The organism is Curtobacterium sp. C1, from assembly GCF_021049325.1.
Classification (GTDB): domain Bacteria; phylum Actinomycetota; class Actinomycetes; order Actinomycetales; family Microbacteriaceae; genus Curtobacterium; species Curtobacterium citreum.
Genome location: NZ_CP088076.1, coordinates 3,313,001 through 3,327,932, shown reverse-complemented (window position 1 = coordinate 3,327,932; position 14,932 = coordinate 3,313,001). Strand labels below are relative to the sequence as shown.

The 14,932-nt window shown below is 73.2% G+C and carries 14 protein-coding genes; 11 read left to right on the top strand and 3 right to left on the bottom strand.

The genetic code is table 11. The features are described 5' to 3' along the window. Positions 1 to 59: 59 nt before the first annotated feature. Both LQK89_RS15965 and LQK89_RS15960 read left to right on the top strand, forming a co-directional pair. On the top strand, positions 60 to 713 hold the full coding sequence (locus tag LQK89_RS15965) for an HAD-IA family hydrolase (protein WP_231049671.1): 654 nt from the start codon (positions 60 to 62) through the stop codon (positions 711 to 713). A 113-nt stretch (positions 714 to 826) separates the two neighbouring features. Continuing rightward, on the top strand, positions 827 to 1,372 hold the full coding sequence (locus tag LQK89_RS15960) for a type 1 glutamine amidotransferase domain-containing protein (RefSeq protein ID WP_231049670.1): 546 nt from the start codon (positions 827 to 829) through the stop codon (positions 1,370 to 1,372). Positions 1,373 to 1,418: 46 nt separating this feature from the next. On the opposite strand, the gene LQK89_RS15955 is transcribed toward LQK89_RS15960, so the two are convergent. Continuing rightward, on the bottom strand, positions 1,419 to 1,970 hold the full coding sequence (locus LQK89_RS15955) for a molybdenum cofactor biosysynthesis protein (RefSeq protein WP_231049669.1): 552 nt from the start codon (positions 1,968 to 1,970) through the stop codon (positions 1,419 to 1,421). A gap of 104 nt (positions 1,971 to 2,074) precedes the next feature. On the opposite strand from LQK89_RS15955, the gene LQK89_RS15950 reads away from it, so the two are divergent. The 5 genes from LQK89_RS15950 to LQK89_RS15930 all read left to right on the top strand — a co-directional run bounded on the left by LQK89_RS15950 (position 2,075) and on the right by LQK89_RS15930 (position 8,052). Continuing rightward, positions 2,075 to 3,640 (top strand): DNA-3-methyladenine glycosylase 2 family protein, encoded by a 1,566-nt coding sequence (locus LQK89_RS15950; protein WP_231049668.1) that lies wholly within the window; start codon positions 2,075 to 2,077, stop codon positions 3,638 to 3,640. A 42-nt stretch (positions 3,641 to 3,682) separates the two neighbouring features. After that, positions 3,683 to 4,195, top strand: coding sequence for a methylated-DNA--[protein]-cysteine S-methyltransferase (locus tag LQK89_RS15945; protein WP_231049667.1), 513 nt, complete (start codon positions 3,683 to 3,685; stop codon positions 4,193 to 4,195). A 135-nt stretch (positions 4,196 to 4,330) separates the two neighbouring features. Further along, positions 4,331 to 5,356: an alpha/beta fold hydrolase gene (locus LQK89_RS15940; protein ID WP_231049666.1), complete on the top strand. Its 1,026-nt coding sequence runs from the start codon at positions 4,331 to 4,333 to the stop codon at positions 5,354 to 5,356. A gap of 29 nt (positions 5,357 to 5,385) precedes the next feature. Then, on the top strand, positions 5,386 to 6,258 hold the full coding sequence (locus tag LQK89_RS15935; protein WP_174777311.1) for a hypothetical protein: 873 nt from the start codon (positions 5,386 to 5,388) through the stop codon (positions 6,256 to 6,258). A 324-nt stretch (positions 6,259 to 6,582) separates the two neighbouring features. Next, a complete protein-coding gene (locus tag LQK89_RS15930) occupies positions 6,583 to 8,052 on the top strand; it encodes an APC family permease (RefSeq protein WP_231049665.1) in 1,470 nt (489 codons plus the stop codon). A gap of 135 nt (positions 8,053 to 8,187) precedes the next feature. Here the strand turns inward: LQK89_RS15930 and LQK89_RS15925 are convergent, their stop codons facing one another. Further along, a complete protein-coding gene (locus LQK89_RS15925; protein ID WP_231049664.1) occupies positions 8,188 to 9,030 on the bottom strand; it encodes a LysE/ArgO family amino acid transporter in 843 nt (280 codons plus the stop codon). A gap of 70 nt (positions 9,031 to 9,100) precedes the next feature. Between LQK89_RS15925 and LQK89_RS15920 the strand changes: the two genes are divergently transcribed. After that, entirely contained in the window at positions 9,101 to 10,027 is a 927-nt protein-coding gene (locus LQK89_RS15920) for a LysR family transcriptional regulator ArgP (protein ID WP_231049663.1), read from the top strand. Between the two features lie 6 nt (positions 10,028 to 10,033). Here LQK89_RS15920 and LQK89_RS15915 read toward each other — a convergent pair whose 3' ends face one another. Next, entirely contained in the window at positions 10,034 to 10,579 is a 546-nt protein-coding gene (locus LQK89_RS15915) for a TetR/AcrR family transcriptional regulator (RefSeq protein WP_175326874.1), read from the bottom strand. A gap of 153 nt (positions 10,580 to 10,732) precedes the next feature. Between LQK89_RS15915 and LQK89_RS15910 the strand changes: the two genes are divergently transcribed. The 3 genes from LQK89_RS15910 to LQK89_RS15900 all read left to right on the top strand — a co-directional run bounded on the left by LQK89_RS15910 (position 10,733) and on the right by LQK89_RS15900 (position 14,904). After that, positions 10,733 to 11,767: an aldo/keto reductase gene (locus LQK89_RS15910; protein WP_114849323.1), complete on the top strand. Its 1,035-nt coding sequence runs from the start codon at positions 10,733 to 10,735 to the stop codon at positions 11,765 to 11,767. Between the two features lie 441 nt (positions 11,768 to 12,208). Continuing rightward, complete coding sequence (locus LQK89_RS15905) at positions 12,209 to 14,167, top strand: glycosyltransferase family 2 protein (protein WP_231049662.1); 1,959 nt, start codon at positions 12,209 to 12,211, stop codon at positions 14,165 to 14,167. After that, positions 14,164 to 14,904 carry an HlyD family efflux transporter periplasmic adaptor subunit gene (locus LQK89_RS15900; protein ID WP_141859364.1) on the top strand — a complete coding sequence of 247 codons (741 nt, stop codon included), beginning with the start codon at positions 14,164 to 14,166 and terminating at the stop codon, positions 14,902 to 14,904. The genes LQK89_RS15905 and LQK89_RS15900 overlap by 4 nt, the downstream gene beginning before the upstream one ends. The last annotated feature ends 28 nt before the right edge of the window (positions 14,905 to 14,932 follow it).

Sequence of the window (14,932 nt, the reverse complement as noted above, 5' to 3'; positions counted from 1 at the left end):
GCTCCGGGACGCGAGTCTCGTCCGCCGGGCCGAGTCTCGGCGCGGCTAGGGTCGACGGTGTGATCGACGTCGTGGTGTCCGGGGTCCTGTTCGACATGGACGGGACGCTCGTCGACTCGACCACGGTGGTCGAGGCCGCGTGGACGAGGTTCGGCGAACAGCACGGAGTGGACCCGGCCGAGATCCTCGGCTTCTCGCACGGTCGGCAGACGATCGACACCGTGCAGCGCTTCCTGCCGCACCTGTCGCCGGAGGACCAGCGCGCGATCGTCGCGACGATGATCGCCGCCGAGATCGACTCCACCGACGGCATCGTCGAGGTCCCCGGCGCCGCCGCCTTCGTCCGGCGACTGCTCGACGCGGGGGTCCCGATCGCGCTCGTGACGAGTGCCCCGCGGGACCTCGCCGTGAAGCGCATGGTCGCCGCCGGGGTCCCCGTGCCCGACGCCCTCGTGCCGTCGGAGGACGCCGAGCGGAGCAAGCCGCACCCCGAGGGGTACCTGCGCGGTGCCGCCCTGCTCGGGGTCCCCGCCGAGCGGTGCCTGGCGTTCGAGGACGCTCCCGCCGGGGTCGAGGCCGCGCTCGCGTCCGGTGCCACCACGGTCGTCGTCGGGACCCTCTCGGCGCCGGTGACCGAGGGGCTGCCGCGCATCGCGGGGTACGACGGGCTCACGGTCGAGCGTGAAGGGGCCGGTTTCCGCGTCCGCGGCTGAACGTCGGCTCCGGACTGCGAACGCGTCCAGCGCTCCCCGACGACGGTGGTCGTTGCGGTCAGGACCCTCGACCGCAGGTGTGGCCGGACGATCCCGGCCCGGAAGGAGCGACCATGGCAGCCCTCGACGGCAAGAAGATCCTCGTCATCGCGACGAACTACGGTGTGGAGCAGGACGAGATCGTCGTCCCCACCGACCAGCTCCGTGAGCGCGGCGCGGACGTGACCGTCGCCGCGCAGGAGTCCGGCTCGATCGAGACCCTCGTCGGCGACAAGGACCCGGGCAAGTCGGTGTCCGTCGACACCACCATCGGCAGTGTCAACGGAGCAGGCGACTACGACGCGCTCGTCGTCCCCGGCGGCACGATCAACGCCGACACCATCCGCCAGGACGCGGACGCGGTCGCCCTCGTCAAGGCGTTCGCCGAGGCCGGCAAGCCCGTCGCGGCGATCTGCCACGGCCCGTGGACGCTCATCGAGGCGGGCGTGGTCTCCGGCAGGACGATCACCTCGTTCCCGTCGCTCCAGACCGACGTGCGGAACGCCGGTGCGGAGTGGGTCGACCAGGAGGTCCAGGTCGACGGCGGCCTCATCACCTCGCGGAACCCCGACGACCTGCCCGCGTTCGTCGACGCGATCGAGCAGGCGCTCACCGCCTGAGTCGAGGGCACGTCCGCCCGTCTGACCGCCGCGTTCGTCCGCGCGCTCAGCGCGGCGGCGCGGGCAGCGGCACGGGGCGGGTCGTCCGGAGCACCGCGGGTCCGAGGGTCAGCACCCCGTCGGACTCCGGGTCGCACCGGACCCCGCCCCGTCCCCGCATCGCACGGAACGCCCCCGGTGCGACCTCGTGGTCCATCCAGGCGCACGGGTTCGCCGGGCGGTACCCGCGGAACAGCACGGGCTCCTCGCCGGGGACCTGGAGCGAGAACGGCTCCCCGCGCAGCGCCTCGACGTCCGCGCCGCGGAGCCCCACGTTCCGCCGGGTCGCCGCCGGGTCCACCGCCGCGCCGAGGGAGCGGCCGACCTCCTCGAGCCCCTCGACGCCGATGACCGTCACGGTGGCGTGCACGTGGGCCCGGGCGGCGAAGTACCGGTCGCCGACGATGCCCAGTCCCGCCCGGAGCTCGATCCGATCGCGGAGCTCGGGACCGTCGGCCGGCAGCGCCCCGTCCGCCGGGCGCCCCTCGTAGCGGTGCCGGGGTGACGCGAGGAGCAGGACGACCTCCACGGGTGTCTCGACGCGCAGGTCCTCGGCCACGCGCCCACCGTAGTCGTCGTGGCCGTGGCGAGCGCTCCAGCGGCCGTCGCTGCCGTGTCCGATTCCCGCCAGTCACTGTCGCCGGCCCGTGTCAGGGTTGCCGCATGACCAGCACCGCGGACGACACCCTGCACGCCGAGCGCTACCGCGTCGTCGCCTCCCGCGACGCGCGGTTCGACGGTCAGTTCGTCACCGCCGTGCACTCGACGGGCATCTACTGCCGACCGTCCTGCCCCGCCCGCACCCCGCGCGCGTCGGGGGTCACCTTCTTCCGCACCAGCGCTGCGGCGCACCTCGCCGGGTACCGCGCGTGCAAGCGGTGCCTGCCGGAGGCGACGCCGGGCAGCCCCGAGTGGGACCTGCGCGAAGACGTCGCCGGCCGGGCCATGCGGCTGGTGCTCGACGGGGTGGTGGAGCGCGAGGGCGTCCCCGGCCTCGCCGCTCGCGTCGGCTACTCGGAACGGCAGCTCGGTCGCATCATGACGACCGAGCTCGGTGCGGGACCGAAGGCGCTCAGCCGGGCACACCGCGCGCAGACCGCCCGCGCGTTGCTCACCTCGTCCGACCTCTCCGTTGCGGACGTCGCCTTCGCGGCGGGCTTCGCGAGCGTCCGACAGTTCAACGACACCATCCGCGAGGTCTTCGCCGTCACCCCCTCGCAGCTCCGCGCTCGCCGCGTGCTCCGCCCGGTCGAGGACGGCTGGCTGCACGTGCACCTGCCGGCCCGTGCACCGTTCGACGCACAGGGCCTGCTCGACTGGCACGCGCTCCACGCGCTCGCCGGGCTCGAGCAGGTGGAGCGCGACGACACCGGACGGGTCACCTCGTACGGGCGGCTGGTCGACCTGCCAGGAGGCCCGGCTCGCTTCACGGCGTCGGCCTCGGCCACGCGGCCGGCCGGCCCCGCCGCGGGGCGGACCGGCATCGACCTGCGGGTGCGACTCACCACCCTGTCCGACCTGCCGACGCTCGTCGCGCGGGTGCGCTCGCTGTTCGACCTCGACGCCGATCCGGAGGCGGTGGACGCGGTCCTCGCGGCCGTCCCGGAGCTCGCACCGGCGGTGGCCCGTGTCCCGGGGATCCGGCTGCCGGGGCACGCCGACGCGGACGAGGTCCTGTTCCGCACCCTCATCGGCCAGCAGGTGTCGGTCGCCGCCGCACGTACGGCGCAGACCCGACTCGTGGCCGCGCTCGGCGCACCGGTGCCCGACGACCTGGTGCCGGGCGGTCGACTGTTCCCGACGGCTGCGGTGATCGCGGAGCACGGTCGCGAGGTCCTCCGGGGCCCGGCGGCGCGCGTGGACACCATCATCCGGGTGGCCGAGGCGCTCGCGGTCGGCACGCTCGTCGTCGACGCCGGGCAGTCCCTCGACGAGCTCCGGGACGGGCTCCTCGCGGTGAAGGGCATCGGCCCCTGGACCGCCGACTACGTGGCACTGCGGGTCCGGCACCACCCCGACGTGTTCCTCCACAGCGACCTCGCCGTGCGGAACGGTGCACAGGAACTCGGACTGCCCGGTGCGGCGCGCGAGCTCTCCGTACGGTCGGAGCAGGTGGCGCCGTGGCGGAGCTACCTGACGATGCACTGCTGGCGGCCGATCGTCGACCGGGCGGCCGCCGTCGCCGAAACGAGCGCGCGGGCCGCGGCGACAGCCGCCGAACGAAGCTGACCAACGAGCCAGCTCGACGCTGATCAACGAGGAGGACGACCGATGACCGACGCCATCATCCAGACACTGGACACGCCAGACGGGTCCTTCACCGTGCTCGAGGACTCGGAGGGCCGCGTGCTCGCCTCGGGGTGGACCGACGACGCCGAGCGCATCGTCGCCCGGCTGGCCGACCGACACCGACCCGAGCGCGTGGTCGACGGCACCGTCCGCGCTGCCGAGGCGGTGGACGCCTTCTACGACGGGCAGGTCGAGCACGCCATGCAGGTGCCCGTGCGGCAGTTCGGCACGGACCTCTTCGCCGAGGGGTGGCGACAGCTCCGGGCGATCCCGGCCGGGTCCGTGCTCACCTACACCGAGCTCGCGAGTGCCATGGGTCGGCCCGACGCGATCCGAGCTGCCGCGAGCGTGTGCGCACGGAACGCCCCGGCGCTGTTCGTGCCGTGTCACCGGGTCCTCCGGTCGGACGGCACCCTCGGCGGGTTCGCGTGGGGCCTCGACGTCAAGCGGTCCCTGCTCGAGCGGGAGTCGGTGGGCGCGACGGCGCTGGTGTGACGGGTACTGGCCGTCCTCCCCCTGCTTGCGGGTGGTGACGCGGACCGGGGCGCCTGCCATGCTCTCGGTACCGACACCAGCACGGTCCGTCCCGAGGACCCGACGCAGCGCCGTCGCACCACCCCGAGGACACCCATGCACGACGACCGTTCCCGCACCCCCGAGCACGCGGTGGGGCCTCCCGGAGTGCCCGGCGCCCCGGGGAGCGCCATCGCGCCGGCCCAGCTCCCGGCCGGGCACCTCTCGCCCGGGCACCTCTCGCCCGGGCAGCCCTCGGCCGGGCAGCCCTCGGCCGGGCAGCCCTCGGCCGGACACTTCTCGGTCGGGCACCTCGACCGGATCGTGCACTCGGCGGACGGCACGCCGCTCGCCGTCTCCGAGGCCGGCTCCGGTCCGACCCTGCTCGTCGTCGGCGGCGCCTTCGACCACCACGGCACGCCGACGGTGGACCGGCTCGTCCGGGCACTCCGCGACCGCTACCGGGTCGTCACGTACGACCGGCGCGGCCGGGGCGCGAGCGGGGACACCGCCCCGTGGTCGATCGAGCGCGAGATCGAGGACATGGCGGCGGTCGTCACCTCGGTCCCCGGTCCCGTCGACGCGCTCGGCACGTGTGTCGGTGCGGGCCTCGTCCTCCGTGGACTCGCGGCCGGCGTCCCGCTCCGGCGCGCGGTGCTCTGGGAACCGCCGTACCGCGCGACCGTCGACCCGCACGCCGACGACGTCCTGCTCGCGGACGTCCTCGACGAGCACGTCGCCGCGGGCCACCGCGGGCAGGCGGTGCGGGCGTTCCTCGCCCAGGTCCTCGGCCTGCCGATGGGCCAGGTCACCGCCGCGCGGCTCCGACCGCGGCTGTGGCGGGCCCTCCTCGCCGACGCCCACGTGCTCTCCCGCGACGTCCGGGTCCTCGGCGGACTGGCGGTCCCGCAGCGCGTCGCCGAAGCGGTGGGCGTCCCGGTGCTCGTCGCCGCGGGGGACGCCGGGGTCGAGTGGATGCGTGCAGCAGCTGCGGCGCTCGCCGAGGCCGTGCCGGGTTCGCGGTCCCTCGTCGTCCCGGGACAGGGGCACGTGCCCGACCCCGTGGTCCTCGGGCACCTGGTCGACCGCTTCACGGGAGTCGACGCACCGAGCGTCGATCCAGGGGACACCGACGCGCACTGACCGACCGGCTGCTGCGAGAGGATGGTGCGGTGACTGCTCCCCGCCTCGGCCTGCTGCTCGACGTCGACGGACCGATCGCCAGCCCGGTGACCCGGACCATCGCGATCCCGTCCATCGTCGAGGACCTCGTCGCCCTCGCCGCCGAGGGCATCCCGATCGTCTTCAACACCGGTCGGAGCGACGCCTTCATCCGGCAGGAGGTCGTCGGTCCGCTGCTCGCCGGCGGTCTGGCCGAGGGTACCCGGGTGCACGCCGTGTGCGAGAAGGGCGCCGTCTGGTGCTCCATCGGACCGCAGTACGACGGCGGCATGGGTGAGCTGACGGTCGCCGAGGACCTCGCGCTCCCACGCGACTTCGCGGACGAGATGCGCGAGCTCGTCCGGGCCGAGTACGCCGACCTGGTGTTCTTCGACGAGACGAAGCGCGCGATGGTGTCGATCGAGCAGCGCGTCGAGGTGCCGAACGCGACCTACCTGGCACGCCAAGCCGACTTCGACGCACAGGCGATGGCGGCGCTCGTGCGTCGGGGCCTCGGCGTGCGCCGCCTCGACGACGTCCGGCCGGACGCCGACGGTGCCGTGCAGTGGCGCATCGACCCGACGATCATCTCGACCGACGTCGAGTCGGACCGGTCCGGCAAGGACCTCGGCGCGGAGCGGTCGCTCGAGCTGCTGTCGGCGGACGGCGAGCTGCCGGTCACCTGGCGGACGGTCGGGGACTCGCGCAGCGACTACGCGATGGCGGACTGGCTGCACGCGAACGGCCACGAGGTCGCCCACGTCGACGTCCGACCCGCCGACGGGGTCCTCGCGACGCCGTACCCGGTGCTCACCGCTCCGGACGGGATCATCCACGACGAGGCGGGCGCACGCTTCCTCACGGAATGGCGCCGCGCCGCTTGACCGGTCCCGCGTGGGGCTGCAGCCGACGCGCCCACCCGGCCCCGTGCAGGACCGCAGCCGACGCGCCCACCCGGCCCCGTGCCTCCCGTCCGAGACGCCGTCGTCTCCGCGAGACGCCCCGCTCGAGCCGAGACGCCGCCCCGTCCCACGGCGTCTCGCCGGCTTGGCGGCGTCTGGCCGACCTGGCGGCGTCTCGCCGACCTCGCGTGGCCCGACCGCCGCCGCCCAACCCCCGCCCCGCGAGGCCCGGACCGTTTGCGGACCGGGGTGGTACACCAGTACCCTTCCGGGGTCCACCGCCAGACCGATGACGGGAACCCCCCCATGGCACTCCGCACCAAGTCGATCGAGGCCTCGCTGGCCGACTCCGAGGAGCAGGGCCGGTCACTCAAACGGTCCCTCAAGACGTTCGACATCGCCGCGATGGGCATCGCGGTCGCGGTCGGCGCCGGCATCTTCTCCGTCGGCGCGAACGCCGCCGCCAACTTCGCCGGACCGAGCGTCATCATCTCGTTCCTGCTCGCCGCCGTCACGTGCGGCCTGGCGATCATGTGCTACGCCGAGTTCGCGTCGACGATCCCGGTCGCCGGCTCGGCGTACACGTTCACCTACGCGACCATGGGCGAGCTCCTCGCCTGGATCGTCGGGTGGGACCTCATCCTCGAGACCCTCACCGCGAGCGCCGTCATCGCGAAGTACTGGGGCATCTACCTCAGCACCGCGTTCGGGGTGTTCGGCATCGACCTGCCCGACACGATCCAGCTCGGCCCGATCGGCTTCACGTGGGGGCCGGTGCTCATCGTCGGCCTGTTCACCGTGCTGCTGGCGTTCGGCACGCGCCTGTCGAGCCGGGTGTCCGCCGTCATCACGGTCATCAAGGTCGCGATCGTCGTCTTCGTCATCGTCGCCGGGGCGTTCTTCGTCAAGGCCGCGAACTTCGCGCCCTTCGTCCCGCCGGCCGAGCCGACCAAGGGTGCCGAGGGCGGCGTCCTGACGCAGTCGCTCGTGTCCTTCGTCACGGGTTCCGCGCCCGCGCAGTACGGGGTGTTCGGCCTGCTCGCTGCGGCCTCGCTCGTGTTCTTCGCGTTCATCGGCTTCGACGTCGTCGCGACGAGCGCCGAGGAGACCGAGAACCCGCAGAGGACCCTGCCCCGCGGCATCTTCATCGGGCTCGGCATCGTCACGCTGCTCTACGTCGGCGTCAGCATCGTCATCACCGGCATGGTCTCGTACCGGCGCCTGGCGGAGGAGGACGCCCCGTCCCTCGCCTCGGCCTTCGACATCGTGGGCCTGCCGTGGGCGGCGGGGATCATCGCGATCGGTTCGCTGATCGGCCTCACCACCGTCGTGATGGTGCTGCTGCTCGGCCTGTCGCGCATCGTGTTCTCGATGAGCCGTGACGGCCTGCTGCCCCGTTGGTTCTCGAAGACGAACCCGAAGACGCAGACCCCGGTCCGGGTGCAGGTCGTCGCGGGTGTGGTCGTGGCGTTCATCGCCGGGTTCACCGCGGTCGAACGTCTCGAGGGCATGATCAACATCGGCACGCTCTCCGCCTTCGTCCTCGTGTCGATCGGCATCGTGGTGCTCCGCAAGACCCGTCCGGACGCGCCTCGCGCCTTCCGGGTGCCGTGGTCGCCGGTGCTCCCGATCATCTCGGCGGTGCTGTGCTTCTGGCTCATGCTCAACCTCGAGGTCGAGACGTGGCTGCGGTTCATCGTGTGGCTGGCGATCGGCTTCGCGATCTACTTCGGGTACAGCCGTCGGCACAGCCGGGTGGGCAAGGGCCTGCAGTAGGCGGCGCCTGCGACTCGTGCTCGGCACAACGCGAAGCACTCCGCGCCACGGGTTTCCGTGGCGCGGAGTGTTTTCGGTTGTGCGGGCGCACGACACGCCGCCGCCCGCCACGCGGCGCGCTGCGGTCGGCCCGCGCTACGCGCCGACGGCCAGCGCGACGCCGAACGACAGCATCACGACGGCGACCAGGCCGTCGAACACGCGCCAGGTGAGGGGCCGGGCGAACAGCGGCCGCAGCAGCCGCCCGCCGAACCCGAGCGCACCGAACCACAGGCAGCTCGCCGCCGCGGCCCCGATCGTCCACCACCAGCGGTCGTCGACGCCCTGCTGGTTCGCCACCGACCCGAGGAACACGAGCGTGTCGAGGTACACGTGCGGGTTCGCCCACGTGAACACGAGCATGGTCAGGACCGCGGCCCGCATCGTCGGTGCGGCCGGGCGCGTGGTCACCCCACCCCGGCCGGGAGGCACGACCCCCGTCGGCCCCGCCGGCTCGGCCGTCGGGCTGGTCGCCGACGCGCTGGTCGCGGACGTGCTGGTCGCGGACGTGCTGGGCGCAGTCGCGCTGGGCGCAGTCGCGCTGGGCGCCGGGATGCTGGTCCGGGTCTGCCCGGCGGGTGCCGCTGCCGGTGCCGGCACCCCGTCGTCGTCCGCTGCCTGCTCGACGCGCATCGCGTCCCCGGACGGCCGCAGCGCCCGCTTCGCCGCGAGGACCCCGTAGGTCAGCAGGAACGCCGCCCCCACGAACCGGATCACGACGACCGCGAGCGGGAAGCGCTCGACGACCACCCCGACGCCGAGCACGCCCGCCAGGATGAGCACCGCGTCCGACGCCGCGCACACCACGACGGCGGCCGCGACCACCCGGACCGACGCAGTCACCGCCAACCGGAGCAGGTAGGTGTTCTGCACGCCGATCGCCACGATCAGCGCGAGTCCGGTGCCGAGGCCGGCGAGCAGGGGGAGGAGCGCGTTCACCCGTCCGACGCTAGGGCTGCGACGCCCTGCAGGCCAGCTCACGTTCCTGCGGCACCGTAAGCTCAGCTGCATGCTCCGGCTGCAGCGCGACCACCTCGAGACCCTGCTCGCCGCGGTCGACCACGGCACCCTCGACGCCGCGGCACGGGCGCTGTCGATCACCCCGTCGGCGGTGTCGCAGCGGATCAAGGCGATGGAGCAGCAGCTCGGCCGGGTCCTGCTCCAGCGGACGACCCCGGTGGCGCCGACCGCCGACGGCGAGGTCGTCCTCCGGCACGCGCGGCAGGCGCGGCTGCTCGACGACGAGACCGCACGGGCGCTCGGGGTGGGTCCCGGCGGGGACGCAGCGCTGCCGGTGGTCCCCTCCGTCGCCCTCGCCGTGAACGCCGACTCCCTCGGCACGTGGTTCCTCGACGCGCTCGCCCTCGTCCGTGCGGACGCCGAGGTGGTGTTCGACCTGCACCGCGAGGACCAGGACCGCACCGCCGAGCTCCTGCGTGCCGGCACCGTGATGGCGGCGGTCACCGCCGAGGCCGACCCGGTCCAGGGCTGCTCGTCCGTGCTGCTCGGCGTCGACCGGTACCGCGCCGTGGCGTCCCCGGCCTTCGTCGCCCGGTACCTGGACGGCGCGGACACCGAGCGACGGATGACCGACCGGCTCGACCGGGTCCCGCTCGTCGACTACGACCGCGACGACGACCTGCAGCAGGGGTACCTCCGCCGGGTCCTCGGGCACGCCCCCGGCGGTCCGCGCCACTTCGTCCCGACCTCGGCCGACTTCGCCCGCGCGGTGACGCTCGGGTTCGGCTGGGGGATGCTCCCGGAGGCGCAGTGCCTGCAGGGTCTGCGGGAGGGCTCGCTCGTCGAGCTCACCCCGGGTCGGCGCGCCGACGTGGCGCTCTGGTGGCAGCGGTGGAACCTGGCGTCCCCGTTGCTCGAGCGCGTGACGGACGCGGTGCGGACGACCGCGCGGGAGTGGCTGCACCAGCCCGCCTGACGGGGCTCAGGCGGTCGCGCGCCAGCGGAGCCCGTCGACGAGCAGGCCGACCAGGTACTGGCTCTGCTCGACGGTGGGGGCGCCGTGGCACAGGTCGGCGACCGCGCGGAGCAGCTGGGTCGCGTCGAGGTCGCTCCGGATGGTTCCAGCGGCCGAGGCGGCGTCGAGCAGCCCGGTCAACGCGCCGCCGAGCCGGTCGATGAACCACGGGTGCAGGCCCTCGAACGCCGGGTCCCCGGACTGCAGGGCGGCCGCGAGTCCGCGCTTCGTGGCGACGAACCCGGTGAAGCGCAGCAGCCACCGGGCGAGCGCCTCGTCCGGCTCGTGCTCGGCGCTGAGTTCAGCAGCAGCGTCCGCGCAGTCCTCGACGGCCTGCCGGAACACCGCCACGACCAGGTCGGACCGCTGGGGGAAGTGCCGGTAGAGCGTGCCCACACCGACCCCGGCGCGTTCGGCGACCACCCGGGCGGGGGCGTCGACGCCCTGCTCGGCGAAGACCGCACGGGCGGTGTCCACGAGGGCGTCGAGGTTGCGGCGGGCGTCGGCGCGCACGGGGCCTCCGGTCGGTGGGTGTCGGGATGCGCGGTCCGACCGCGCGGGGCTTGCGGAAACGGAACAACGTTCCGTATGGTTCCGGAAGAGCGTTCCGGTTCCGTCCACGATACGGCACGGGAGCACCGGGCGCCACGGACAGGAGGCACTCCCATGCAGTACCGCACCCTCGGCCGCACCGGCATCCAGGTCAGCCCCTTCGCACTCGGCGCGATGATGCTCGGCACGGACGGCCGGATCGGCAACGGCGACGAGCAGGACTCGATCCGCATCGTCCACCGCGCCCTCGACGCCGGCATCAACCTCATCGACACCGCGGACCGCTACTCACAGGGCGGGTCCGAGACGCTGATCGGCAAGGCGATCGCGGGCCGCCGGGACGACGTCGTGCTCGCGACGAAGTTCAACGGCCCCATGGGCGACGACCCCAACCGGCGCGGCAACTCCCGACGCTGGATCACCCGCGCGGTCGAGGACTCGCTCCGCCGACTGCAGACCGACCACATCGACCTGTACCAGGCGCACCGCCCGGACGACACGGTCGACCTCGAGGAGACCCTGTCCGCCCTCACCGACCTCGTGCGGAGCGGCAAGGTCCGGGCGATCGGCAGCTCGGACTTCCCGGCGTCGATGCAGGTCGAGGCACAGTGGACCTCGGAACGCCGCGGCCTCGAGCGCTTCCGCTCCGAGCAGCCGACCTACTCGATCCTCAACCGCGGCATCGAGCGCGAGGTGCTGCCCGTCGCCCAGCGGTACGGGATGGGCGCGCTGGTGTGGAGCCCGCTCGCCGGCGGCATGCTGACCGGACGCTTCCGGAAGGGCCAGCAGAGCGACCTCGCCCGCGTCGGGATGTTCCGGCACAACCAGGACGCGCGCCGGATCGACGCCGTGGAGCAGGTGGCGGCGCTGTCCGAGGACACCGGCATCCCGATGACGCACCTGGCGCTGGCGTTCGCGATCGCCCACCCCGGGGTGACGAGCGCGCTGATCGGCCCGCGCTCGACGGAGCAACTCGACGACCTGCTCGCCGCGGCCGACGTCGCACTGTCCGACGAGGTCCTCGACCGCATCGACGCGATCGTCCCGCCCGGGGCCGACGTCTCCCGGCTCGACCAGCAGTACGAGCCGCCGGCGATCACCCGGCAGGAACTCCGGCGCCGCCCGCTCGCCGAACGCTCCGCCGCCTGACCCCTCCCTCCCTCGCAAGACGCAACGTCGGCGGATGCTCGCAGCGCGATACCGCTGCGAGGATCCGCCGACGTTGCGTTTCGCGGAACGCGCCGCCGCGGAACGCCGGCCCGCCCGACACGCGCGCCCGGCGCCGGGGCGTGCGGGAATGCGGGAAACCGCAAGGATCGGCGCTCCGGTGCCGAGTTCACCCGCTGGACACACGGCGCGGCCGATCGGCTCGTAGTGTCGACCAGACCGACGGCGACGGGCCGTCGCCGCACGACCGCTCACGACACACCGAACAGCGCGTCCGCACCCTCGGACGCCGTCCCCCCGATGCCGGGTCCCTAGCCCAGGCACCGAACCCATGTCGCCACAGTCGCCGACGCCCGTCTCGCGTACCGTCGGCGTCCCCGCCTGCCGGTCGCGAGTCTCTCCCGACCCGACAGGAGAACCGCCATGTCCGCACCCACGGACCTCCGCCGACCGCGCCCGGACGCGGTGCCGAACCCGCCGTACCGGCGGAACTCGCCCCCGCGGTCGCCCGACGTCGGCGAACCCGCGGACACGGCCGCGGCCCCGAGTGCGGGCGCGACCGCCGCGCCGAACGAGTCGCGCACGACGGGTGCTCCGTTCCTGTCCAGCACGCCCCGCGACCGGGTCCGTCGCCGCGCCCAGGGCGAAGTCGTCCCGCACGTGCGCCCCCGCTCCGAGAGCCGCGCGCACAGCCCGGTCATGGTGCTCATAGTGCTCGTGGCGACGCTCGGCGTCATGGCGTACGCGGTGTTCCTGCTCGACCCAGCCAACCGCGGCGACTTCCTGCCGTACGGCCTGGTGATCGTCGCGGAGAGCGTCCTCGTCGGCCAGGCCCTGCTGTCGATGTGGACGATCCTGTCCGGCGGCGCCGACCCGCGCGACTTCGGGTTCCACCACACCCAGGACACGCTGTTCGACCGCGACGCCGTCGCCCGTGACGGCCTGTCCGACCAGCCGCACCGCTGGCCGATGCACGTCCGCGGCCGCCGGGTCGAGGTCGACGTGTTCATCACGGTCTACGGCGAGGAGCTGTCGAAGATCGCCGCGACCGTTCAGGCCGCCCTCGCGATGCGCGGCGAGCACCGCACGTGGGTGCTCGACGACGGCCGGAGCGACGAGGTGCAGGCGCTCGCCGCCGAGCTCGGCGCCCGCTACGTCCGCCGCCTGTCCTCGCACGGGGCGAAGGCGGGCAACATCAACCATGCCCTGACCCTCGCGAAGGGCGACTACTTCGCGGTGTTCGACGCCGACTTCGTGCCGAAGCCCGACTTCCTGTTCGAGACGGTCCCGTTCTTCGCGGACGACGGCATCGCGTTCGTGCAGACGCCGCAGACCTACGGCAACCTGCACAACCTGGTGTCCCGCGGCGCCGGCTACATGCAGACCGTGTTCTACAAGTTCATCCAGCCCGGCCGGAACCGCTTCAACGCGGCGTTCTGCGTCGGCACGAACGTCGTCTTCCGCCGCAGCGCGATCGACGAGGTCGGCGGCATCCACACCGACTCGAAGTCCGAGGACGTCTGGACCAGCCTGATGCTCCACGAGCGCGGGTGGAAGTCCGTCTTCATCCCGATGACCCTGGCCGTCGGTGACGCCCCGGAGACCATCGAGGGCTTCACGAAGCAGCAGCTCCGCTGGGCCACCGGCGGGTTCGAGATCCTGCTGACGCACTTCCCGTTCAACCCGAAGCACCGGCTGTCGATGGACCAGCGGCTGCAGTACCTCGTCACCGCGAGCTTCTACCTGACGGGCATCGTCCCCGGGCTGCTGCTCCTCGTGCCGCCGCTCGAGATCTTCTTCGACCTGCGCCCGATGAACCTGTCGATCGGCCCGGGCGAGTGGGTGCTGTTCTACCTCGGCTTCTACCTGATGCAGGTGCTGCTCGCGTTCTACGCCCTCGGGTCGTTCCGGTACGAGACGCTGCTGCTCGCGGCGGTGTCGTTCCCGATCTACGCGAGCGCCCTCTGGAACGTCCTCTGCGGCAAGGAGCAGGCCTGGCACGTCACGGGCGCGAACCGCGGCCGGACCCCGTCGCCGTTCAACTTCATCGTGCCGCAGGTCCTGGTGTTCGTCTTCCTGGCGCTGACGAGCGTGGTGGCCGTCTGGCGCGACCTGCACAACGGACAGCTCACGCTCGCCACGGCCTGGAACATCACGAACACCCTCGTGTTCCTCGCCTTCATCGTCGCCGCGTTCCGCGAGCAGGCCCGGAACCGCGTCGCCGACCGCGAGCGCGCCCGCGGCGGCGTCGCCCGCCCGGCCCTCCCGCTGGCGCAGGCCCCCGCCAGCCCGGTCCGGACGACCGTCGTCCGACCCGACACCCTCGAACCCCAGCGCGCCGCGATCGCCGGCGTCGCGACGCAGGACGGACACCGCGCATGACCTGGACCAACCGACTCCGACTCTTCGGCGGCCTGCTGGTCGTCCTGGTGGTCGTCGCCGCCTGCACGCTGGTGTTCAACCAGCGGCAGAGCGCCGTCGCCAGCACCTCCGCCGCGATCGCCGCGCAGGAGTACGCCGTGGGCACCGACTACGGCGGCACCGTGACGCAGGAGTACGTCGAGGAGGGCGACACCGTCCAGAAGGGCGCGAAGCTGATCCAGGTGCAGAGCCTGCAGCTCGCGCAGGACATCCGGAAGGGCGTCGTCGGGGCGGACACCCAGACGAGCGCCTACGACATCGGCGAGGACGGGCTCATCACCTTCAAGGCCGAGGTCTCCGGCACGATCGCGAAGATCGACGTGAAGACCGGCGGCTACGTGCAGGCCGGTTCCGAGCTCGGCACGATCCACAAGGCGGACAGCCTGTTCGTGACGTCGAACTTCACCGTCACGCCCCGCGACTACGGCCGCATCCGCAACGGTGCCGAGGTCGAGCTCCGCCTGCCCGACGACCGCACCGTCACGGGTCGTGTCAAGAGCGTCAGCGTCGAGACGAACGCCGACGGCCAGGCGAAGACCACCGTCGACGTGGAGAGCCGCGAGCTGTCCGCCTCGCCGTCCTCGGGGATCACGAGCCCCGGCACGCCCGTCGACGCGACGCTGCACCTGCAGGACGACGGCGAGCTCGCCGGGGTCACGGACATGGTCCGGGACTTCTCCCGCCAGATCGGGCTGTAGCCGGTGCGCCCCGCGTCCCGGACCGACG